General features: G+C 46.4%; 18 protein-coding genes. 4 read left to right on the top strand and 14 right to left on the bottom strand.

All coding sequences use genetic code 11. The annotated features are described in order from the left end of the window. Window positions 1-27: 27 nt before the first annotated feature. The 3 genes from rnz to obgE form a co-directional block, all read right to left on the bottom strand. Window positions 28-990 (bottom strand): ribonuclease Z, encoded by a 963-nt coding sequence (gene rnz, locus AC07KQ_RS06780; RefSeq protein ID WP_003574983.1) that lies wholly within the window; start codon window positions 988-990, stop codon window positions 28-30. Window positions 991-1,218: 228 nt separating this feature from the next. Beyond that, window positions 1,219-3,213: an acyltransferase family protein gene (locus AC07KQ_RS06775; protein ID WP_003565304.1), complete on the bottom strand. Its 1,995-nt coding sequence runs from the start codon at window positions 3,211-3,213 to the stop codon at window positions 1,219-1,221. A 39-nt stretch (window positions 3,214-3,252) separates the two neighbouring features. After that, window positions 3,253-4,539, bottom strand: a complete 1,287-nt coding sequence (obgE, locus tag AC07KQ_RS06770) for a GTPase ObgE (protein WP_003565302.1) — start codon at window positions 4,537-4,539, stop codon at window positions 3,253-3,255. 248 nt (window positions 4,540-4,787) lie between these two features. Between obgE and AC07KQ_RS06765 the strand changes: the two genes are divergently transcribed. From AC07KQ_RS06765 to AC07KQ_RS06755, 3 genes are read left to right on the top strand one after another with little or no spacing between them, the layout of a single operon-like run. Next, window positions 4,788-5,537 carry a DeoR/GlpR family DNA-binding transcription regulator gene (locus tag AC07KQ_RS06765; protein ID WP_003565300.1) on the top strand — a complete coding sequence of 250 codons (750 nt, stop codon included), beginning with the start codon at window positions 4,788-4,790 and terminating at the stop codon, window positions 5,535-5,537. Next, entirely contained in the window at window positions 5,534-6,448 is a 915-nt protein-coding gene (gene pfkB / locus AC07KQ_RS06760; protein WP_003565298.1) for a 1-phosphofructokinase, read from the top strand. The genes AC07KQ_RS06765 and pfkB overlap by 4 nt, the downstream gene beginning before the upstream one ends. A 9-nt stretch (window positions 6,449-6,457) precedes the next feature. Beyond that, window positions 6,458-8,428 carry a PTS fructose transporter subunit IIABC gene (locus tag AC07KQ_RS06755; protein ID WP_003574975.1) on the top strand — a complete coding sequence of 657 codons (1,971 nt, stop codon included), beginning with the start codon at window positions 6,458-6,460 and terminating at the stop codon, window positions 8,426-8,428. Between the two features lie 374 nt (window positions 8,429-8,802). Here the strand turns inward: AC07KQ_RS06755 and uvrC are convergent, their stop codons facing one another. The 3 genes from uvrC to AC07KQ_RS06740 form a co-directional block, all read right to left on the bottom strand. Beyond that, window positions 8,803-10,611, bottom strand: coding sequence for an excinuclease ABC subunit UvrC (gene uvrC, locus AC07KQ_RS06750; RefSeq protein ID WP_003565294.1), 1,809 nt, complete (start codon window positions 10,609-10,611; stop codon window positions 8,803-8,805). Between the two features lie 176 nt (window positions 10,612-10,787). After that, a complete protein-coding gene (locus AC07KQ_RS06745) occupies window positions 10,788-11,534 on the bottom strand; it encodes an amino acid ABC transporter ATP-binding protein (RefSeq protein WP_003565291.1) in 747 nt (248 codons plus the stop codon). After that, complete coding sequence (locus tag AC07KQ_RS06740) at window positions 11,524-12,981, bottom strand: ABC transporter substrate-binding protein/permease (protein ID WP_013245706.1); 1,458 nt, start codon at window positions 12,979-12,981, stop codon at window positions 11,524-11,526. The genes AC07KQ_RS06745 and AC07KQ_RS06740 overlap by 11 nt, the downstream gene beginning before the upstream one ends. Window positions 12,982-13,135: 154 nt before the next feature. Here AC07KQ_RS06740 and AC07KQ_RS06735 point away from each other — a divergent pair, with 154 nt between their 5' ends. Continuing rightward, window positions 13,136-13,297 (top strand): SPJ_0845 family protein, encoded by a 162-nt coding sequence (locus AC07KQ_RS06735; protein ID WP_003565287.1) that lies wholly within the window; start codon window positions 13,136-13,138, stop codon window positions 13,295-13,297. Window positions 13,298-13,340: 43 nt separating this feature from the next. Here AC07KQ_RS06735 and AC07KQ_RS06730 read toward each other — a convergent pair whose 3' ends face one another. The 8 genes from AC07KQ_RS06730 to AC07KQ_RS06695 all read right to left on the bottom strand — a co-directional run bounded on the left by AC07KQ_RS06730 (window position 13,341) and on the right by AC07KQ_RS06695 (window position 23,695). Then, window positions 13,341-13,631 (bottom strand): nucleoside triphosphate pyrophosphohydrolase family protein, encoded by a 291-nt coding sequence (locus tag AC07KQ_RS06730; RefSeq protein ID WP_003565285.1) that lies wholly within the window; start codon window positions 13,629-13,631, stop codon window positions 13,341-13,343. Between the two features lie 3 nt (window positions 13,632-13,634). Next, the gene (gene yihA / locus AC07KQ_RS06725; protein WP_003565283.1) at window positions 13,635-14,231 is read right to left on the bottom strand and encodes a ribosome biogenesis GTP-binding protein YihA/YsxC; all 597 of its coding nucleotides are present in this window, start codon (window positions 14,229-14,231) and stop codon (window positions 13,635-13,637) included. Window positions 14,232-14,450: 219 nt separating this feature from the next. Next, a complete protein-coding gene (clpX, locus tag AC07KQ_RS06720) occupies window positions 14,451-15,701 on the bottom strand; it encodes an ATP-dependent Clp protease ATP-binding subunit ClpX (RefSeq protein ID WP_003565281.1) in 1,251 nt (416 codons plus the stop codon). A 194-nt stretch (window positions 15,702-15,895) separates the two neighbouring features. Next, the gene (gene tig, locus AC07KQ_RS06715; protein ID WP_003565279.1) at window positions 15,896-17,233 is read right to left on the bottom strand and encodes a trigger factor; all 1,338 of its coding nucleotides are present in this window, start codon (window positions 17,231-17,233) and stop codon (window positions 15,896-15,898) included. A 190-nt stretch (window positions 17,234-17,423) separates the two neighbouring features. After that, window positions 17,424-19,160 (bottom strand): ABC transporter ATP-binding protein, encoded by a 1,737-nt coding sequence (locus tag AC07KQ_RS06710; RefSeq protein ID WP_003565277.1) that lies wholly within the window; start codon window positions 19,158-19,160, stop codon window positions 17,424-17,426. A gap of 453 nt (window positions 19,161-19,613) precedes the next feature. Beyond that, complete coding sequence (tuf, locus tag AC07KQ_RS06705) at window positions 19,614-20,804, bottom strand: elongation factor Tu (protein WP_003565275.1); 1,191 nt, start codon at window positions 20,802-20,804, stop codon at window positions 19,614-19,616. 210 nt (window positions 20,805-21,014) lie between these two features. Continuing rightward, the gene (locus AC07KQ_RS06700; RefSeq protein ID WP_003579029.1) at window positions 21,015-21,926 is read right to left on the bottom strand and encodes a hypothetical protein; all 912 of its coding nucleotides are present in this window, start codon (window positions 21,924-21,926) and stop codon (window positions 21,015-21,017) included. Window positions 21,927-22,012: 86 nt separating this feature from the next. After that, window positions 22,013-23,695 (bottom strand): ribonuclease J, encoded by a 1,683-nt coding sequence (locus tag AC07KQ_RS06695; protein ID WP_003565271.1) that lies wholly within the window; start codon window positions 23,693-23,695, stop codon window positions 22,013-22,015. Window positions 23,696-23,851 lie beyond the last annotated feature (156 nt).

The raw sequence follows: 23,851 nt of genomic DNA, 5'->3' as shown, positions 1-23,851 counted from the left end.
TTGATATTCACTTGCTACCGCTGAGCTTTATGATTTAACTGTGACAGCAGGTTCCGATTGTTCACTCCGAAATGGAATGTTAATTTCCTCGAAGTCTTTGACAACATGCGTATTTGGAAAAATCTGCCGCGCCGTTTTTTCCAACATCGCTACCCCGGGACTCAGATATCGTGCCGAAATATGGTTCAGCAAGAGCCGCCCGACACCTGCACGTTTAGCCAACGCCGCTGCTTGTACATTGGTCGCATGATAATACTGCTTAGCCAATTGGCTTTCATCCGGTCCAAAGGTACTTTCGTGAACCAACACATCAGCGCCTGCTGCTAAAGGCAGCGCGCGATTGCACATGCGGGTATCCCCGAAAATGGCAACCGTTCTGCCAGGTTGCGCAGGGCCAATGAAATCGTGGCCGTCAAAAATCCGGCCATCTGGCAAGGTTACAGTTTCGCCGGCCTTCAAAGCCGCATAAACCGGTCCAGAAGGAATTTTAGCGGCACGTACCTTATCAATCAACAACTCGCCAGGATGCGGTTTTTCTTCGATCCGAAAACCAAAGCTCGTAATTCGATGATCCAAGCGATCAAAAGTGACTTTGAAAGTTTGATCTTCAAAAGCCACGCCTGGATGCTGTAATAAAACAAATTTTAACGGGTAACTGAGATGACTTTGAGAAACCTTCAAACTGGTTTTTACAAAATCCTCAATGCCAGAAGGCCCGTAAATCGTCAACGGATCTGTGCCGCCTTGGTTGGAGCGACTGGCCAAAAACCCTGGCAAGCCAAAAATATGATCCCCATGCAAGTGAGTAATAAATACTTTGGCAATTTTTCGTGGTCGAATAGCGGTTTGTAAAATCTGATGTTGTGTGCCTTCCCCGGCATCAAACAACCAAACCTCATTGCGCTCATCAAGTAATTTTAAGGCTAAACTGCTAACATTCCGGGACTTGGAAGGCGACCCTGCGCCTGTGCCCAAAAATTGAATTTCCATACCATACTTCCTATTCTGTCGAACTTCACTTTGTAGTCTACCACAAGTTCCTCGCCATTTTCGCGGTTTCAATGTTGGTAAGCCGAGATTTGCAAGGTTTAAAAAAGACGAAGGTGGACGGCTAACTGCAACCGCTAATAAAAAAACTGAGCGACTTGATGCCGCTCAGCCTCATGAAATCAACCGACATATTTGTCTCATCAACGCAATCAATCAGCTGTCGGAAGCTTAATTTTTCACCTTGTCCAGAATCGTTTTCGCAACTAATGCCGCATATTGTGGATTGCCATTCGGATTCATATGAACCATGTCGTTGTAGAACCAATCAGGATGACCATTAGACTTGTCATACCAATCAATCACCGTCAGATTCTTATACTGCTTCTGGGCTGCGGCTAATTTGCTATTAACATCATTCTGCCAAGCGCGCGTTGGTACACGTACATTAATCCAGAAGACTTGCCGATCAGGACCGATGGCTTGCATCATTTGCGCTAGCTGATCATCTGAAAATGGGCCGTTAGTTCCTAACCCAATCAGAACGATATTGCCCAGCACACCGCGGTCAGCGTAACTGCGGACCAAATCAATACTATTGATCATTTGCCGAGAGACAGCTGCGTCAATCACAGCTTTAGGGAACAGCTGTTGAAGCCCATTTTCACCGTCAAGCATGACAGAGTCGCCAATAGCAGTGAGTCCAATATCTTGTGCCTGTTGCAATTGAATCTGGGTCAAGCCGTATTGTTCATACTCACGATTGACTGGATGCGTTTTAGCTTGAGAAGCATACTTGGCTTCTAGCGCCTTGGAACTTGATTCTTCGGCCGCTTTATTCTTGTCAGCCTTCTTTTGTGCAGCAATACTGGAACGCATTGCTGCCAACCGCTTTTCTTTCTCTTTAGTGGAAACACCACGCTTCTTTAACTGCTGTGCTAAAGGCGAGTTGTCACCTTCTGCTTTAACAGAAGGCGCTTTGGCTAATCCAACACTGCCAATAGCTAAGATAATCAGCGCCACATAACTAACCCAGCGCGTTTTCCCCATACGAATTTTAGGATTAGCTAAGCCCTTTAGGAATGCCCAAGTCTTGTGATAATTAAAATGTGCCGCCGGTTGTTCAATGAAGCGGTAAGAAAGTTCGGTGATAACAACAATTAGCACCACTTCAATCACCGGATATAATACTGGGTGATCCGCAATGTTACGAAAACGATTCTCCCAAAAGATCATGACGGGAAACTGATACAAATACAAGCCATAACTACGGCTGCCGATATAGCTGAACAACGGATTACTTAACAATCGGTCAAAATGAGCTGCCGGATGCGCTACCACTGCCACCAAAATCGTTGTCACAATTGAGAACAATACCATTCCGCCTTCATAAAGAAAGCTGCTCTGGGCATCAATTGTGAAGACCATGACTAGTAAGCCGAGAAAGCTGGCAGTACCGAGAAGATCAAGCCCAATCACCCATTTTTTACCTAAGTGTTGCGAAAGCCGGCCACTTGGCCAAATAAAGGCCAGCGCTGCTCCGAATAGGATTGAGAATGCACGGGTATCAGTGCCGTAATAAAGCCGACTTGGATCAAACGCTGCTGGCTGTACATGGGCAATGGTCATCATATACAAGATTGCCATCCAAGCGCCACTGGCAGCCGCAAGAATCAGCACAATGTTCGCAATCTGATGCCGGCTCTTAACCAACAGTAACAGCGCCAACACAAGAAAAGGCCAAATGAGATAATACTGACCTTCAATCGACAACGTCCACAAATGCGTAAATGGGGATTCCCCATTTGCATATCTAGCAAAATAGGATTGCCCGTTCAAAATCTGCCACCAATTGTACACATAAAGTAAATTGGTCAATACCATCATGTGCAAATTATGCAGCAAGTTTTGCGAGAATAACGTGATATAGGCTGCTGTCCCAAAGAGGACGGTAATTAACCCAGGATATAGGCGTTTAAATCGTCGAATAAAAAAACTTTTAAAATCAATCCGATGATTGCGGTCAAATTCGATCAACAACCCATCCGTTATCAAATAGCCGGACACGACCATGAAGATCGGTACGCCTAAATATCCGCCCCGAAACAACTCGGGGCGTAAATGATACAAAATAACACCAATAACCCCGATTGTTCTTAAACCATCAAATCCATGAATGTACCGGCGCTTTCGTCCACGCGTCTGTTTCAATTGCGGCCCCACCATTCTGTCTAAAAATAACTTCCCCAGCCGTTCAGCCGAAGATCATTCAACGAACTCAAATGTAAAATCATCAATGGCGACTAAATCGCCGCTTTCAGCACCAGCATCACGCAAAGCATCATCAACCCCCATGCTGCGTAATTGCCGAGCAAAGCGCATCGCACCATCTTCATGATCAAGATTGGCCATTTTAAACGCCCGCTCAATCTTGTCACCAGTGAGCACAAACGTCCCGTCACTATCGCGGGTTACTTTCAAAGCCGGCTCTGGTTGATACTTATAATCAGCCGTTTTAACCGCCGCTTGTTTCGGCTCAAAATGCGGTGCTGTTTTGAGTACTTCGGCTGTCTTGTGCATGAGTGGCGTCACGCCACGATGCGTCAGACTAGAAATTTCAAAGATATGATCCGCCGCGACGCCACGAGCAAGTAACGCTGCCTTAAAATCAGCAAATCGTTCAGCCGCGCCGGGCAAGTCCATCTTGGTCGCGACCACGAGTTCAGGCCGCTTCAAAATGTTATCGTCATAAGCCCCTAATTCTTTACGAATTTGATCGTAATCATCAAGCGGCTCGCGTCCATTATCAGGATCCATCTCAACTAGGTGCAGTAGCACACGAGTGCGTTCAACATGCCGCAAGAACTGGATGCCAAGACCGACACCTTGTGAAGCCCCTTCAATCAAACCGGGCAAATCAGCCATCACAAAATCGGTACCATCATCTAATTGAACCATACCAAGATTGGGTACTAACGTCGTAAATTGATAAGCCGCAATTTTTGGCTTGGCTTGGGTTACAACTGATAACAGTGTCGATTTACCGACAGAAGGAAAACCAACCAACCCAACATCCGCAAGCACCTTCAGTTCCAATTTGATGAAACGATGCTCGCCCGGTTCGCCATTTTCGGAAATTTCCGGCGCCGTATTTTTGGGCGAAACAAAGTGCATATTACCGCGACCACCGCGGCCTCCTTTAGCAACAACCAAAGTTTGACCCGGCTCAGTTAAATCGCCTAAAACCTCGCCTGTGTCAGCATCGGTAACTGTCGTACCAGCCGGCACTGCAATCCGCCGATCTTCAGCAGCGCGGCCATACATTTGCTTGCCTTGGCCATTGCCACCAGCTGACGCTTTAAAATGCCGTTGATAACGGAAATCCATTAACGTGCGCAAACCTTCATCAACGTATAAGATGATGCTGCCGCCATGACCGCCGTCACCGCCGGCCGGGCCGCCAAACGGTACAAATTTTTCGCGCCGGAACGCGACCATACCGTCGCCGCCTTTGCCCGCCTGAACCTCTACTTGAACCTGATCGACAAACATTGGCGATCTCCTTTCAGAAAAACATGTCATTTGATTATACGCGATGTTTATATTTCAGTACAGCGTAACGCATACCTCAACTATTTTAACACGTCCCAAGCCGGTACTCACCCTTCATGCACAAGAATTAGAAAACATTGCCAATATGCCGCGTCAGTTGGGGTACTGACAGTTGTTGAATGTTTTTGCACGTTTTAGGTTGCTTTTGACGGTTTCATCAGTATAATGAAGAACGAGGTGAAACGAAAGTGCTTACAGAAGAACGTCGGCAATATATTCTTGCCCAATTGCAACAGCATACCGTCATCAAATCTAAGGCACTTATGGCTGCTCTTGATGCTTCTGAATCCACGATTCGCCGCGACTTGGACGAGCTAGAGGCAGCAGGTGAGCTCAAACGCATTCACGGCGGCGCCAAGCGCATCAATGGCCTCGGCGATGAACCGGATGTCGCGAGCAAATCTGCACAGAATTTGCGCGCCAAGCAAACGATCGCGCAGGCAGCCGTTCGTCAGATTGAGCCCGATGATCTGATCTTTTTAGATGCTGGAACCACAACAGCACAATTAATTCCTTTTTTGGCCGACATTGGTGTCACAGTCATTACAACGGGGGTTGATAACGCTTCTTTGTTAGCTGATTATCAAATCTCTACACTCATGCTGGGCGGCATGGTCAAGCCCACAACCAAAGCGTTGATTGGCGCCACGACGGCTGAAGCCTTGAACCATTATCGGTTTGATGTTGCCTTTATTGGAACTAACGGCGTTCATCCTGAGTTTGGTCTCACTACGCCTGATCCAGAAGAAGCTGTGATCAAGCGATTGGCCATTCACCAAGCCAGTAAACCTGTCATTCTGGCGGATCCAAGTAAATTTGAGCAAGTCAGTTTCGTCCGTTTTGCTGATATCTCCGATGCCACGATCCTGACAAGTTCATTACAAGGACTCCCAACCAGTTATCAGCGATTTGAAAATATTAAGGAGGTTCATTCTTGATCTATTCAGTAACGCTCAACCCTTCGATTGATTATGTGATCGAGTTACCGGAACTTGAACTTGGCGCTGTCAATCGACTTACGCACGCCGTTAAATTACCAGGCGGCAAAGGCATCAATGTGAGTCGAATTTTGCAAACATTAGGCCTGCCAACAACTGCTTGGGGCTTTTTGGGCGGTTTTACCGGTACCTTTATCCAAGATCGGCTCGATGCGATTGACATGCCTTGTGACTTCACAAAAACTGCTGGTGATACACGAATCAACGTCAAACTTAAAGCAGCATCCGAAACTGAACTCAATGCAAGCGGTCCTACCATTGACGCTGCTGAAATTGCCGCCTTCAAAAACAAATTAGACAAACTTGAAGCCGGCGATGTCGTCGTCATGTCTGGCAGTTTACCAAAAGGCTTGCCTAACACTTTCTATCGGGATCTGATTCCGGTGATTCATGCCCACAAGGCTGATTTTGTCATCGACACCACTGGTCAAGCGTTACTCGACACATTGCCTGACCATCCCCTTGTCGTCAAACCTAATCACCATGAATTAGCAGCATTGTTCGGCGATCCAGAATATACAAGCACAGATGCCATCATCAAAGCTGGTCGCCGCCTACTTGGTCTTGGCGCTCAGCATGTCTTGATCTCCATGGCGGGGGCCGGGGCCTTAATGATCGACCAAGATCACGCTTGGCATGGCACCGTTCCTAAGCAGCCAGCGGTTAATTCCGTCGGCGCAGGCGATAGTATGTTAGCTGGTTTTACCGGCACATTTGCGCAGACACATGACACGTTGGAAAGCTTTAAAGTCGGCATTGCCTGCGGTTCCGCGACCGCTTTTTCTGAAGATCTTGCCACCGCTGACAAAATCGCTGAAGTGAAACAAACAATTAGTATAACTGAAGTTTAGGAGGACAAAATGGACATTCGTGATTTACTACTAAAAAATGTCATGATCATGGACCTCAAAGGAACGTCCAAAGAGGCTGTGATTGATGAAATGGTCGCTAAATACCATGCAGAAGGTATTGTGACCGACGAAAACGAGTATCGCCAAGATATTCTGAAGCGTGAAGCCGAATCAACTACTGGGATTGGCGAAGGCATTGCAATGCCGCATGCCAAAGACAGTGCGGTTACTCGAGCAACCGTTCTTTTCGCCAAAAGCGATCAGGGCGTTGACTTTAACGCCTTAGACGGCCAGCCGGTTCACTTATTCTTCATGATTGCTGCCCCTGAAGGTGCCAACAACGAACATCTGGCAGCACTTGCAGCATTATCTTCCCTGCTCATCAACCCGAAGCTCGTGGCAGATCTTAAACAAGCGAAGACACCGGATGATGTTTTAGCCTTGTTTGGTAAGGCGCAAGCTGAAAAAGAGGCTAAAGATAAAGCTGAAGAAGCCAAGGAAAAGGCTCAGGAAGAACAAGAAAAAGCTGACAAGCAAGCGGAGTTCAAGGCAGAAAAGCGCCAGGAACGGCCATTTATCGTAGCGGTCACTGCTTGCCCAACAGGGATTGCCCACACCTACATGGCTGAGGCAGCCTTGAAAGAAACAGCGGAAAAGCTCGGTGTCGATATCAAAGTCGAAACAAATGGCTCTGAAGGTATTAAGCACAAACTGACCGATTCCGATATCAATCGAGCAGCTGGTGTCATTGTCGCTGCCGACAAAAAGGTAGCAATGGATCGGTTTAACGGCAAAAAGTTGCTCAATCGGCCGGTCATTGACGGCATTAAAAAGCCTGAAGAATTAATTGAAGAAACGCTTCAAGGCAAAGGCCAAGTCTTTCATGCTGCAGGCACCGATAACAGTGATGCGGCCAGTGAAGAAGCTTCTGGCGGCACTTTATGGAATCGCATCTACAAAGACCTGATGAATGGTGTTTCAAACATGCTGCCATTTGTTGTCGGCGGTGGGATTATCATGGCGATCTCGTTCATCCTCGAACAATGGCTGGGCAAGACATCGATGTGGTTCACCTTCACCAACAACTTGGGAACCTTTGCCTTTAGCTTCTTAGTACCCGTTTTAGCGGCCTATATTGCTGAATCAATTGGCGATCGGCCTGCGTTGATGCCTGGGTTCGTCGGTGGTTATATGGCCACGGTTGCAACGGCCTCCGTTGTGAAGGCTCAAAACCCAGCTGGCTTCTTAGGCGGTCTGGTTGCTGGGTTCGCAGCTGGTTGGATGATCGTTGGCTTGAAGAAGCTGCTCAGCAAAATGCCACATTCACTTGACGGTATGCGCACGATCCTGCTCTATCCAGTCATCGGCCTTGCCATCATGGGTCTGCTGATGTTCTTCATCATCAACCCGATTTTCGCCGCTATCAATGGCGCATTGATCAGCTTCCTTGAAGGCATGGGTACTGGTAATGCGATTCTGATTGGCGTCATTCTAGCCGCCATGATGAGTATCGATATGGGCGGTCCTTTCAACAAAGCCGCTTATACATTTGCCATCGGTGTCTATCAAGCATCCGGCTTTAAAGATGGTCGGTGGATGGCCGCGGTTATGATTGGTGGCATGATTCCACCTTTGGCCATTGCGGTTGCTTCAACCTTCTTCCCGAAGAAATTCACCTTGCAAGAACGCAACGCTGGTCTTTCTAACTATGCACTTGGCCTGACCTTCATCACTGAAGGCGCGATCCCATTTGCTGCTACTGACCCGCTGCATATCATTGGCAGCTCAGTCATCGGCTCAGCTATTGCTGGCGGTTTGACCCAGTTATGGCACGTCAACGTCCCTGCTCCTCATGGTGGCGTTGTTGCCTTGCTGCTAACCAACCAGAAACTTGGCTTCATCATGTCACTTCTGATTGGGACCATCATTGCCGCCTTAATCCTCGGCTTCTGGCGGCCAGCCGCAAAAGAAAATAAATAAGTAAGCAAAAAGCTTGGCGATCAATGTCGCCAAGCTTTTTTGTGCTGTGAGACCGAACCGGAATTCCACATAAGAGCTTGTGGTGCGTTAAATTCCTAGCCAAAAAATTCGCTTGCCGTGCCAAACTCCGCAATCTCCGACCAGATGAGGTGGCGACGCGTAGCTAGAGCGGAGACGGCGCTTCGAGCCCGCAAAGCCCGCGGTCTCGAAGTCGCCTAACAACATCAGCTCCAGAGCCCGTCGCTGTGTTGTTTGCACGGCTGAGCCCCATCTGGCCTACGATTGCTTCGCCTTGGCACTAGATCTTTAAATCTCAAAATTGTTTGTTCTTACTGATGGTTATGAACGATGTCCTAAACGCTCCTACGATTTGATTAAACCCGCCGCGCTGGTGTCGGCTCTGCCGTCAGCGACAGCTTCAATGCCTGCGCAACTTTTTTAGAAATCCCTAGCTCCTGAATATCTTCGAGGGGAGCTTCTTTAATCTTATTGATCGTCTTGAATTTCCGTAACAGCTTCAGCCGCGTCTTGGGTCCGACCCCCTTGATACCTTCTAATCGAGAGGCCAACGAGTTCTTAGCGTGCAGCTGCCGATGGAAGGTAATCGCAAAACGATGCACCTCATCCTGAATCCGTTCAAGCAGGTAAAAGCCTTGCGACTTAGGATCAAGATTAATCAGCTGATCAGCATTGCCAAATAACAATGCTGCCGTTTTATGCTTATTATTTTTGACCATCCCTGCCACGGGAATATCAAGGTTGAGTTCGTTTTCCAAAACATCCTTAGCTGCGTTCATTTCAATCTCGCCGCCATCCATCAAGATCAAATCCGGTAACGGTGCACGCTCCTTTAACAACCGGGTATAGCGCCGGCGAATGACTTCGCGCGTATTAGCCGCCTCATCTGCGCCATTATGCGTCTTGTCAGCATCCAACTTGTACTTTCGATAATTGTTCTTAGCTGGCTGGCCATCCACAAACTGCACCATCGCCGACACCGGATCAGCTCCTTGAATGTGACTGTGGTCGAATGCCTCAGCCACATGCCCCATTGGCAAGTTCAAAGCGGCCATCAGCTCTTTCATCGCGCCAATCGTGGTACGATTATCCAATTCCATCAAACGGAATTTGTCTTCAAGCTTAATTTGACTGTTCTTAGCAGCCAAGGCCATCAAGTCCCGTTTTTCACCGCGCTGTGGCGTTCTAACTGGAATCTCTAGGATATCTGCCAGTACTTTATTATCAAGCCCAGCAGGTACGAGAACTTCGCGTGGTTTCACATTATTCTTGCGGCTGTAAAACTGTAAAATAAATGATTCGAATTCTTCTTTGGCAGTATTCACCACTGGAAAAAGTCGTGACTCACGTTTCATTAAACGTGCTTGACGAATAAAGAAGACCTGGATACTGATCCAGCCCTTATCCATATAAAAATTGAACAAATCACGCGTTGTATTGTCGTGTGAAATAATTTTCTGCTTCTCCACCGTCTGTTCAATATAATGCAGTTGATCCCGAATTTCTGCGGCTCGCTCAAATTGAAGATTTTTCGCAGCCCGCTCCATTTTAGCCGTCAAACTGGCTTTAGCCTTGCCAACGTTCCCATTCAAGAAGCGCTTAATACGTTCAATTTGGTCCGTGTATTCCTTTTCCGGAACAGTCCGGAAGCAGGCACCCAGACACTGACCCATGTGATAATACAAGCACGGTCTGCCTTGATAGCCATTACAGCGCCGCAATGGATAAACCTTCTGGATAAAATGCATGGTTTCTTGCGCCGCATAGACATTTGGGTATGGCCCAAAGTAATAACCGCCATCTTTACGGATAGTACCAGTGATTTCAATCTTCGGATCGCGTTCATGAGTAATTTTAATGTACGGATAGCCAGTCCCTTTTTTCAACTTAATGTTGTAATACGGCTGATATTTTTGAATCAGCGTAATTTCGAGCAAAAAGGCTTCTTTGTCAGTTGAAGTCACAATGAAATCAAAATCCGCTACCTGTGACACCATCGCCGCAACTTTACCGTCGTGTGAACTCTTGAAATAAGACCGCACCCGATTTTTCAGGTTTTTGGCCTTGCCGACATAAATAATTTTGCCGTTGATATCCTTCATTTGATAACTGCCAGGCAGATCTGGCAGCAACGATAACTTGTGTTCAATGTGTGCTGAGGCCATCGTAATCTCCTTATAAAACAAATGTTCGCCTAACATTATAAAGATTCTAAAAATAGATTGCAAGCAAGCGGCTTTGATCAGTGACGGCATGACTGCCCCAATTTAGCAATGGTCACTTCACACCAAAAACACCTCAACCAGTGCCGCTTACCAGCTGCTGGTTGAGGTGTTTTTGCTTATTGGGCAAGAATCTTGGATAGGAAGTCTTGTGTCCGTTCTTCTTGCGGGTGTTCGAACAGTTGTTCCGGCGTTCCCTTTTCAAGGATTTTGCCGCCATCCATAAACCATACTTCATCGGCCACACTACGGGCGAAGCCCATTTCGTGGGTCACAACAACCATGGTCATCCCGGTTTTAGCCAAATCCTGCATAACTTTCAGAACTTCGCCAACCATTTCAGGATCCAAGGCACTGGTTGGTTCATCAAACAGCATGACATCAGGATGCATCGCTAATGCACGAGCAATGGCGACACGCTGTTGCTGACCACCGGAAAGACTGGATGGATAAGCATCTGCCTTTTCGGCTAAGCCAACTTGATCCAAGATTTCTTTGGCTGTTTTGGTTGCTTCTTCATCGGTCACAGCTTTGACTTTAAGTGGTGCGAGTTTAATGTTTTCCAAAACTGTCATATTGGGGAACAAATTAAAACTTTGGAACACCATTCCCATTTTTTCTCGGACATTATCCAGCTCTTTCTCGCTCAAACCAACTAAATCAGTACCTTCAAAAAGGATTTCCCCTTTTGTTGGTCGATTCAGTAAATTCAGGCTACGCAGGAAGGTACTTTTCCCCCCACCGGAAGCACCGATAACAACGATCACATCGCCTTTGTCAATGGTTTCGGTGATATCGTTCAAAACAACATTGTCGCCAAACTTTTTGGTGAGGTGATTGATTTGGATTAAAGGTTTATGCTGCATGATTCATCTTCCTTTCAAAATGACTCAAGAGCTTGGACAGCCCGAATGTCAGAACAAAGTAGAGGACCATCGCGACAAGGATTGGTTGAACTCCCTTGTATGTCGCGGTTTGGACAACCGTTAACTGATAAATCAGATCGGTAACCCCGATAATGGAAACAATCGAGCTTTCCTTAATCAAGGAGATAAATTCGTTACCAAGCGCTGGCCAAATATTCTTGATTGCTTGTGGTAAAACAACGCTTATCATCGTCTGCCGCTCTGACAGGCCGAGCGAACGGGCAGCTTCTGTTTGCCCCACTGGAATGCTATCGATCCCGCTACGGATGATTTCAGCCACATACGCCGCCGAGTTCAAGGAAACAGCAATCAACCCTGCAATTAGCGCAGGAATATCAATGAAGATCCCTATACCGAAATAGACAAACATGACTTGAATCATCAGCGGAGTGCCACGAACGAACTCAATGTATGACACACCTATCAAATGTGACAGTTTATTCTTGCTCAACCGCAGCAAGGCGAAGATCGTGCCGAGTAGAACCCCGAAGAAAGCACCGATAGCACTAATCAACAGCGTATACTCGACCCCTTTTAGGAAGTAGGTCCAGTAATGGATCATACTGGTATCTTCAGTATTGGTTTTCATGTAACTGCCAGCAGTTTTGAGATACTGGTTAATTAAACCTTTTTGCTTAATCTCTGCCAAGCTCTTGTTGGCGGCTGCCACTAATGAATCAGAGTTCTTAGCAAACCCTATCGCGGTACCGACTGTGTCGCTTGATAAGTTGAAGTGACCGGGAATCTCAACTAACGAATCATCATTTGACGTGTAAGCCTTCGCTACCGCACCTTCAGCGACAACACCAGTTACCTTATGTGTCTTCAACGCCAAAATCAGGTCGGTGACCTTAGTCAAGCCCAATGTGGAACTCGTCTTCATCTGTGTTTTCGCTAACGTCTCTTGCAAGCTGCCATTCTGGACGCCGACTTTCTTGTTCGCAAAACTTTTATGATCTTTGTAGATCTTAGCATCCGTTTTGTTGACCAAAATGTCTTGTCCAGACTTGTAGTACGTATTTGAAAAGTCAACTGACTTCCGTCGGGCATTCGTCGGTGACATCGCCGCCAACACCATGTCGACCTTACCCGTTTGCAAGGCGACCAGAAGTGAGTTAAAGTTCATCTGTTTAATGACCAGCTTTACACCCAGATCCTTGGCAATCTTACGCGCAACTTCAACATCCATGCCAACAACTTGATTCTTGCCATTCTTGTTGACTAAAAATTCATACGGCGCATAATCAGGGCTCGTGCCCATCACCAACGTACCTTTTTGTTGAACCTTGGCCAAGCTGTCATCAGCATGGACCGTTTGCATATTCAATGTCACAACAGCCGCAAAAACAGCGACTAAAGCGATCAACCAGCGTCTCAAATGCTTCATAATACCCTCCTTGATTACAAGAGTGTACTATACACTTAAATTGATTTTTATGCAATATGCATTCATATTTTTCCGGATTTTTTTGTTCAGGCAACTTACCTAGACGCGCCCCAGTGTTGATGCTATACTTTCAGCAAGGAAAGGGGTGGCGTGCATGGCACTGAAAATCAACACACAAACCAACCTGAATGACATGTTCGATAAGTTTGCCAGTCTGCCTGGTGATAAGGAGAACGCAACCGGGCCAGATCCAAAACACCACGACAAGTTGGCCAAGAAAGCCAAAGAAAAAACAGAAAAAGAAGCAAAGAAATAGCGAAGTGCCCACGCACTTCGCTTTTTTCATACCTAGAAACCGATTATTTTTTGGCTTGTGGGTAGCGTTTCGCCAATTCCTGAAGGTTACTCGTTGCAACATCATCAAAATCAATGTCTGCCCACAAAGCAATCTGTGATAAATACCACAACACATCGCCTAGCTCATGTTGCAGCTTGACTTTATCAAGATCCTGTCCCTGAAATGTATATTTCTTGATTAAATCGATCGCTTCGCCGCTTTCACTTGCCAACCCTAATGACAGGTTAGTCAAAACGTGTTCATTGCCAGCTAAGGTGCGATTTGCTTTTTGCTGATAGTCATTGAAATTCATGCTTTATCTTCCCTCCAAGCCAGCCGTTTGTTCAAGCCAAGACCAGACAGCCTCATAACCTTCACCAGTTGTTGCCGAAAATAGAATCACATCGTCGGTCTGATTCAAATCAAGTCGCTGTTTGATCTGTTTGGCCACATGCAGCCGTTTACTTTTTGGCGTCTTATCAATTTTGGTGGCCACTACCAGTGTTCTGAGCTGATAATATTTTAAATACTGATACATACTGATGTCATCAGCAGTAGGCTCATGCCGACTGTCGACCAGCAAAACAACACCGCGCAATGGTTGCCGCGTCGTCAGATAAGTCTCAATCATGGCGGCGAACTTCGCTCGTGCGGTTTTGCTGACCTTAGCATATCCATATCCGGGTACATCAACAAAAAAGAGTCGACTATCAAGATCATAGAAATTCAATGTCTGCGTTTTACCTGGCACACCAGAAGTGCGTGCCATGGCTTTGCGCTGAATCAGTTTATTGATCAGTGATGACTTGCCGACATTACTGCGGCCCAAAAAAGCGATCTCTGGATGACCGTCCTCGGGATACTGAGCGGCCGCAACCGCACTAATAGTTAATTTGACGTCATGCACGTCCATCTCAAACGGCCTCCTCTTGGCTTTACCTCAACGTGATGTCTAAACACAACACCGCTTCAAATAGTTTAGCATATTTTACGCAGCCTCGCCGGAGAAACCGGTCGTGATTCGGGTGACACCTTATCCGCAAACACGGCCGTGGCTAACCTCAAAAGAATTTTTTAATAGTCAAAAAAAAGCACCAAGCTTTTCGCTTGATGCTTTCATGACAGTTGCGTTTTAAGAAGCTTCACGGCCCTTGGTTAAGACCAGTTGTGGCTTAGCCTTACCTTCAACAGCTGACTTGGTCACGACAACTTTGTCAACATCGCTGCGGCTTGGTAAGTCAAACATGGTATCCTGCATGATGGCTTCCATAATGGACCGCAAACCACGGGCGCCAGTGTCGCGCACAATTGCCTGATGGGCAATCGCCTTTAAAGCATTCGGGGTGAATTCCAAGTCGGTATCATCCAAGCTCAGCAGCTTTTGATACTGCTTGACCAAGGCGTTCTTCGGTTCGGTCAAAATCCGTACCAGATCGTCTTCATTCAACTTCTCAAGCGCGGCTAAAATCGGAATACGGCCAATGAATTCTGGAATAATCCCGAATTGCATCAAATCTTCTGGAATAATTTGCTGCATCAGTGACTTATCCGGATCAACTTGCTCGTTTGAATCCGTTCCAAACCCGATCGTCTTTTCACCAATCCGGTTCTTGACGATGTTTTCGATACCATCAAAAGCACCGCCAACAATAAAGAGAATGTTAGTGGTATCGATCTGGATGAACTCTTGCTGCGGATGCTTTCGGCCACCCTGCGGCGGTACGTTGGCAATCGTGCCTTCTAAGATCTTCAATAAGGCTTGCTGAACCCCTTCACCCGAAACATCACGGGTAATGGAAACATTTTCTGCCTTCTTAGCGATCTTATCGATTTCGTCAATATAGACGATCCCTTTTTCAGCACGCTCAACATCATAGTCTGCATTTTGAAGCAATTTAAGCAAGATGTTTTCAACATCTTCCCCCACATAACCAGCCTCGGTCAGTGTGGTGGCATCGGCAATTGCAAATGGCACGTTCAAAATTTTGGCCAATGTCTGGGCAAGGAAAGTCTTACCGGAACCAGTTGGCCCGATCAACGCAATATTACTTTTCTGCAGTTCGGTGTCATCTTTCGTTGCAGTCTGCATTTGGTTAACTCGTTTATAATGATTATAAACCGCAACCGACAAAGCTTTCTTCGCGGCATCTTGACCAATGACATACTCATTGAGCGTCTTCATGATCTCGACTGGCTTAGGCACTTCAAGCAGATTCTGATAGGCTTCTTCTTTAAATTCTTCATCAATGATCTCTTTGCAGAGGTCAATGCATTCATTACAAATATAAACCCCAGGGCCAGCAACGATTTTCTTCACTTGATCCTGTGACTTGCCACAAAAAGAACAAGTAACTGGACCCGTCGTTTCGACGTTGTCAAACATCTGATTCAACCCTTTCTTGATACCTTCATTCTAACAGAAGCGTCAAGTGCCGACTAGCGGAAGCACACCCACCGTTTTGTCAAATAACTTGCCTTTCTTTCTGCTAAAAGAATAACGTCAAGTATACGCTAAAAACGCGTTCATACAACAAAAGAGACGATCGGGGATCGTCTCTTTTACGTGGAAACGGCAAACTATTTGTCAGCCTTGGCGTCAGAGGCTTCTTTGTCAGCATCATCTTTAGCTGATTCGACTTCTTTTGCACTGTCCGTGATGATATCAATGGCTTGTTTGACACCAATATCATGTTTGAGCATATCTTCACTCAAAGCCTTACGAACGGCCTTTTCGTCCATGTTGTATTCAGAAGCCAAGTTTTTGACTTCTTCGTTCACTTGGTCTTCGGTTGGCTGAATATCTTCGGCCTTCACGATGGCTTCAAGGACTAAGTTTGTCCGAACACGCGTAGCTGCATCAGCCTCAAACTGCTTGTGCAAATCATCCTCTGATGTACCAGTTAATTGATAGTACATTTTTGGTGAGATCCCTTGGCGTTGCATGTTGCCAAGATATTGATCCATCTGATTATGCACTTCTTGCTCGATCATCGCATTTGGCACTTCTTTGATCGTCGCATTGTCAGTAGCTTCCTTGATGGCAGCTTCCTGAACGGCATTCTTTGCAGCTTCCTCACGCTGATCGGTCAATTCCTTCTTGATTTTTGCTTTCAATTCATCAAGGGTATCAACATCATCATCAAGATCCTTCGCAAAGTCGTCATCCAATGCAGGCAATTCCTTAACTTTGACTTCATGGATCGTGGTCTTGAATTCGGCTGCTTTACCAGCTAAATCAGCTGCCTTGTAGTCTTCTGGGAAGGTGACATTAACGGTCACTTCATCACCAGATTTGTGACCAACAAGTTGTTCTTCAAAGCCAGGAATGAATGAGTTTGACCCTAATTCCAAGCTATAGTTCTTGGAAGAGCCGCCGTCAAATTCCGTCCCGTCAATTGTCCCGACATAGTCGATCACAACGGTATCGCCATTTTCAGCTGCTTTGTCGTCTTTAACAACGAGTTCAGCCTGCTGTTCGCGACGCTTTTCCAATTCAGCGTCAATATCCTTTGCAGAAACTTCAACGTCCTGCTTTGGCACTTCAAGACCCTTATACTGGCCAAGTGTGACTTCTGGCTTAACCGTAACGGTTGCCTTGATGACCCAAGGTTTGCCTTCGTCCATAGAATCAACGTTGATTTGCGGCTGGTCAACCGGATCAATACCGGATTCCTTAACGGCTGCTTCATAAGCGTCTGGCAGCAAGATGTTCAAAGCATCTTCATAAAGTGCAGCGTCGCCATACATCCGTTTGAACACGGTGCGGCTAACTTTGCCTTTACGGAACCCAGGAACCGTCAAGTTCTTGCGAACACGTTGAAACGCTTGGTCTAAACCTTGTTGAATTTGTGGTAAATCGATTTCAAAGGTGAGCTCACCATCATTGGTGCCCTTTTTTTCCCATTTTGCAGACATGCTGTACCTCCGACAATTAGTCTCGCAATTTCACATTGCATACTTAATGTATGATACCCGAAACCCACTTGAATGTAAATGTTGTGGCCAAAAAAGGCGACATCAGCGTCGCTTTTTTTCACATTCCCCCGCCCTGAGAGCTTTGAAGCGATAGATTCCGATTTTTAAGCTTTCCAGCTAACTGCAATTATCAAGTAAATTGCAAATCATAAAGTTCTTTATAACGACCGTTTTGCGCCATCAGTTGGTCATGCGTACCAGATTCGACAATCTCGCCATGTTCCAGTACGAGAATATTGTCCGCATGCCGGACGGTTGACAGACGGTGGGCGATCACTAATGACGTACGATCCGCCATCAACCGATCAAAACTAGCCTGCACAAATCGCTCTGACTCATTGTCTAGGGCAGCCGTGGCTTCATCCAAAATAACAATTGGCGCATTTTTCAAAAAGACTCTAGCAATGGCAATTCGCTGCTTTTGACCGCCTGATAAACGAATCCCCCGTTCACCAACTTGAGTGGCAAGACCATCAGGCAATTCGCGAATAAACGTTGCAATGTTGGCGGCTTCGGCGGCTTGCCAAATAGCCGCTTCACTAGCATTTGGTGTACCGTATTCAAGATTCTCCTTGATCGTACCATCCAATAGAATCACATCTTGCGAAACAATCGCAATCTGTTGCCGCAAGCTCTCTAAGTCAGCTTGGCGAAGATCGACCCCATCAAGCGTAATTTTCCCTTCTGTCGGATCATAAAATCGATCCAGCAAGTTCGTAATGGTCGTCTTCCCTGCACCTGAAGATCCGACCAATGCAATCACCTGTTCTTTAGCAAGTGAAAAATCAATATTCTTAAGCACAGGTACTGACGGATCATAGCTAAAGCCGACGTGATCGAATTGAATGCGATCATGAAAACGCGCTAACTTGATCGCATTTGGCGGAGATACCACCCGCGGCACCGCCGCCTGCAATGTTTCAATCCGCTCAAAAGAAACCGTTGCTTGCTGCAATTGTTGAATCAAGCCGGTCACTTGGCGAATCGGTGCTTGAAGAATACCCAGATAAGCTGTATAGGCGACAATTAGCCCGACTGTGAATTGCCCATGCATTACCTGAAATGCACCAAATCCTAAAATGATCGCCGTACCAAGATAGTTAACGAAGTCAGTGATCGGCGAAAAAGTTGCTCCAAGACGTGTTGCTGTCAGTTGATTATCGCGGTTCTGCTCATTAACGTTTTCAAAGGTATTCGCGGTTGCTTTTTCAGTTGTGAAACTCTTGATAAGCCCAATGCTCGTCAAAGCTTGTTGAATTTGGTTATTCATCACACCCGAACTGGTCCGCACCCGCCGATAAGCAGCGCGAATTCGGCGCACAAAAATATTATTCAAAACGAACAAAACAGGAAACGTGAGCAAAATCAGCGCTGTGAGCTGCCAGTTTTGAATCAGCATCAACACCAGCACGACAAAAAAACTCAGCATACTTCCGAACAGGCCCAAGGTATTGCTTGAGATTAAACGCTGCAAGGTGTTGACATCACTGGTTAAAACCACCATTAAGTCCCCGGTTTTACTTGTCTCGAAATAATGCATGTCAAGTCCCAACGTATGCCGAAATAAAGCGTCACGCATACGGGCGATCGCGCTTAAACTAACCTGTCCAATCCAATATGTGCTGAGCGCATTCAGCAAGCCAGCCAAAGCAGTCAGGCCTAAAGCCAGGAAAATTGTGAGCACCAGTGTTGAGACAGCCCGGCTCGGGATCACGCGGTCAATGACATACTGTGACAGGCGTGGAATCGCATATTGTGCACCGGCAACGCCCACTAGCGCCACTATAATTCGAATCAATTGACGCTTCATATCCGCAAGTTGACGCCAGAAAAACACCAACATGCGCCATGTGGTGGATCGTTTCATAGGTGGCTCCTCCTTAAATGTGCTCACTGGTGCGAATACCTGCCCATAAGTACCTTGAGTGTCATGACCCAGGCCGCTTATGCTCCGATTTCTGAACACACCAGCTCACGCTCTGTCTTTTCGTGAACATCTATCATATAACAGTCGTCATGTTTTGGCGATGAAAAAGCTTGGTCACTCATCGTATGCTAGTGAAGGTCCAGTGCCGGCGTTGACCGCGGTTGACTGGAGGCTTGATCAGTCAGGATAAATGACCATATTTGTGTTTTTGATCGCGTTTCGCCTAGTGGCTTGGTTCAGCTTTGAATTTGGATCTAGCGGTACTCAGTCATGGGCCTGGATGACCTTACATTGCACAAGCGCGTGAGAAGGCCCAGAAACCGAGCCTGCTCAGGCGCTTCTGCACGAAAAAACCCGCAAGCAAGCTTGCGGGTTCATGCGTATATTCAGAAATTAGTCAAGGATTTCGGAAACAACGCCGGCACCAACAGTACGGCCGCCTTCACGGACGGTGAACTTGGTACCTTTTTCGATAGCAACCGGAGCAATCAGGTCAACTTCGAAAGTAACGTTATCGCCAGGCATAACCATTTCAACGCCATCTGGCAATTCAATCACACCGGTAACATCAGTGGTGTGGAAGTAGAACTGCGGACGATAGTTTGAGAAGAATGGCGTATGACGGCCACCTTCTTCTTTTGTCAAGATATAAACTTCACCCTTGAACTTGTTGTGCAATTGGATTGAACCTGGCTTTGCCAAAACTTGGCCACGTTCAACTTGTTCGCGGTTAACACCACGAAGCAAGACACCAACGTTATCGCCGGCTTCACCAAGATCCAAGGTCTTACGGAACATTTCAAGACCAGTAACGGTAGACTTGATAACATCTGGCTTCAAGCCGATGATTTCAACTTCGTCACCAATCTTAACCGTCCCACGATCGATACGGCCAGAAGCAACTGTACCACGACCAGTGATGGTGAAGACATCTTCAACAGGCATCAAGAAAGGCTTGTCTGTTTCACGAACAGGTGTTGGGATATATTCATCGATGGTATCCATCAATTCCATGATAACCTTTTCCTGTTCTGGATCGCCTTCAAGGGCCTTCAGAGCAGAACCACGGATAACAGGAATATCATCACCAGGATAATCGTATTCGCTGAGCAGTTCCCGGACTTCCATTTCAACCAAGTCGATCAATTCTGGATCGTCAACCAAGTCTGTCTTGTTCAGGAAAACAACGATGTAATCAACGCCGACCTGACGAGCCAACAAGATATGCTCACGGGTCTGTGGCATTGGGCCATCAGTTGCCGCAACAACCAAGATCGCACCATCCATCTGTGCAGCACCGGTGATCATGTTCTTAACGTAGTCAGCATGCCCTGGCGCATCAATATGTGCGTAGTGGCGCTTTTCGGTTTCATATTCAACGTGGGCGGTGTTGATTGTGATGCCACGTTCCTTTTCTTCTGGAGCAGCATCGATAGAAGCGTAGTCTTGCGCTTTGGCAAGGCCCTTTTCTGACAATACCTTAGTGATAGCCGCGGTCAAAGTAGTCTTACCGTGGTCAACGTGCCCGATCGTACCAATGTTTACGTGGGGCTTTGTGCGTTCATAGTGTTCTTTTTCAGCCATGAAAAAACGAACCTCCTGTATTTTTCGTAAGAATACAGGATACCTTGTGTACCCTGATAATCCTTTACGTTTAAGTGTACTACATTTGAGCGTAAATACCAAAACAAATATCTACGCTGGAAATGAATTCCAGCAATGAGTATACATGGTCAATTTCACTTTGTAAACAGATAGCGTCAAGTTTCTTTCATTTACAGTGAAAACGTATCGTTACGCCTGTTCCGACAATTTTGCCGTTTCGGCGGTCTGCCATGCAAAAAGTTGATCAAATACCGTGCTTTTACCTTGGTGATGATCCAAATAAGCTTGGACGAATGCAGCTGGATCTGGAATCAGACGGTCAATATCGGGATAGAGAAAGGCAATTTGCACCCGCGCCATCTGAACCAATGCCGTCCCTAGTTCCTGATCATCATCGCCCAAGGCAGCTTGCAACTGCGTCAAAATGGCCGGTCCGCTTTTTTCCTCCGCCATTCCAGGCAACTCATTTGGCACAAGGGTTTCAATGCGGTCATATGCCTGATATCTGACAGGTTGGTTATAACTGATACTTGTCAACAAATCTAGCAAAGACACGCGCATCGCAACAGGAACCGTTTGATCGGCCAAATTAGGCACAGCTGCTTCAACTAACGCCGCTTTTGGCAAAATGCCAATTTGGCTGAACAAATCTTGCTGCTCCTGCCGCGAAAAGCCGCCGAGATGGCTGATTTTTCGCACCAATGAAGCAATCTGTTCACCATGGCTACTTAAAGCAAGTGCCTCGGCAGCGTCAATTTGTCGGTCAAAAGTAGCGCGCCGCACCGCATCAAAATGGCGCAACATGCCACGTGCCATGACAAAATTGAGTGTCCCTAACCAAGCATCCAACATTAACTGAACGTCTGCGTCTGTCTGCATGAAAGCTTGATAGTGTGGCAACATCACATTTAAGCTTTCGTGAAACTGCTTCAAGCCATTCAAACTTGCGGCCAACGGTTGGGCAATTGCATACGATTGATCTGCTTCATAGGCTTTTTCAAAATGAGCCGCTGCCGAAGCATAATTGCCCTTCTGCAAAGCTTGCTCGCCGATGTCAAAATGACGTTTTTCATTATCCGGTAATGAAACCATTTTTGCCATAAGAACCCTCCTGTCGTGCTGTAGAAAGCGTGTCATCACTGCAAAAATAAAAAATCCGGAAATGGTGATCCGAATTTTCTTTTTGATTATTGGCGCTTGGCGCTATTTTGATTAACTTCCATAATGACCGGCAGGATAACTGGGCGGCGTTTCGTCTGTTCAAACAGAAAACGGCTAAGTTTATCGCGGACATCCTGCTTCAAATGTGTCCAGTCGAATTCTTTGTTGTCCAAGTTCTTTTGGACCGTATCAGTCACTAGTGTGCCGCTTTCGGCAAGCAGATCACGACTGGTCTTCAGATAAACGAATCCGCGACTCGTGACTTTCGGCTTTGATACGACGCGTTTTTTCTTGCGATCAATCGTCACAACTGCAATGAAAATGCCGTCTTCCGCAAGCATTTTACGATCTCGTAAAACGATATTGCCAATATCACCGACACCGATCCCGTCAATCATGGTGTTACCTGCATTGACATGACCCGATGCAGTCATTTTACCTTTTTCATAACGTAAAATGTCGCCCATTCCAACAATAAAGATATTGGCAGTTGGGATGCCGGCTTCATGCGCAATCTCCGCGTGAGCAGCCATCAGACGGTATTCGCCTTGCACTGGCACAAGATATTGAGGTTTTAACAAGTCGATCATGAGCTGAAGATCGTTTTTGTAGGCGTGGCCAGATGAATGAATATCATCCCCAAGCACTTTCACATCTCCGCCAGCACGATAAATCATGTCTTTCGTACGTGCTGCCATGGTTTCCATTGCATGGGCGATGGTGGTCGTAATAAAGACTAAATCACCTTCATGAATGTGAATCAAACGATGCCGAGAAGTCGCCATGCGTTGCAAGGACTTCATCGGTTCACCCATACGACCAGTTTCCAAAATAACCGTTTTTTCTGGGGCAAGCGCTTTGAGTTCCTTGGTTTTAGCAAGGACGTCCTCATTCGGCAACTTGATGTAGTCCATGCGAATCGCAGTCTTGACTACTTTTTCAACATCTCGGCCGGTCAAAACGACGCGTCGTCCGAGCGAAGCGGCCGCATTAATAACCTGCTGAATGCGCTGAATGTTGCTGGCAACACCGGCAACAATGATCCGGCCATCCTGATACTCGAATGTTTCTTTAATGTGATCATAAATTTCATGTTCATTAGCATTTGGATAAGGAGATTCCGCATTGGCCGAATCCGAAAGCAAGGCCAATACCTTTTTATTCCCAATCTGTGCCAAGCGCGCCCAATCAGTTTGATACATCGGTGTGGCACTGGGATCAAATTTGAAATCACCGGTATAAACAATCTGACCTTCGCTGGTTTCAATATCGATCCCCAACGATCCGGGAATACTATGTGTTGTCCTAAAGAAGGAGACAGACACATCGCCAAAATCAATGACCGACTTCTCATCAATCACATGAAAGTCTTTGAACTTTTTAGCCTGAGCATCATGTTGCATGAATACCTTGGCCATCGCGATCGTCAATTCCGAGCCAAAAACTGGCACAGGATGTTCAACCAAAAAATATGGTAAGGCACCAACCGCATCCGCATGTCCGTGGCTCAGGAAAATCCCGGCAATCCGATCAGCATTTTCAGTTAAATAACTAAAATCAGGGATAACGACATCAATGCCAAGTAACTCATTATCAGGGTATTTTAACCCAAAATCGCATACAAAAATTTGGTCGTCAACTTCGACGGCGTACATGTTTTTTCCGTTTTCACGTACCCCACCAAGAGCGACCAGATTGATCTTCGTCATGGTTTCACCTCGTGGTTAATTTATGGAAGCGCGGCAATGATGATCACTCAAACCCGCTTCCGCCGAATAAATTCTTATACAAGTGTACCACATGACGGAAGGAAAACCTATAGAGCGCAATTGGATGCATTTCAAAGACTTCATGCCAAATGAGCC

It is taken from the genome of Lacticaseibacillus sp. YLM2-1, from assembly GCF_056583465.1.
The sequence above is the reverse complement of the archived record's forward strand: the minus strand, read 5'-3'. Positions and strand labels throughout refer to the sequence as shown.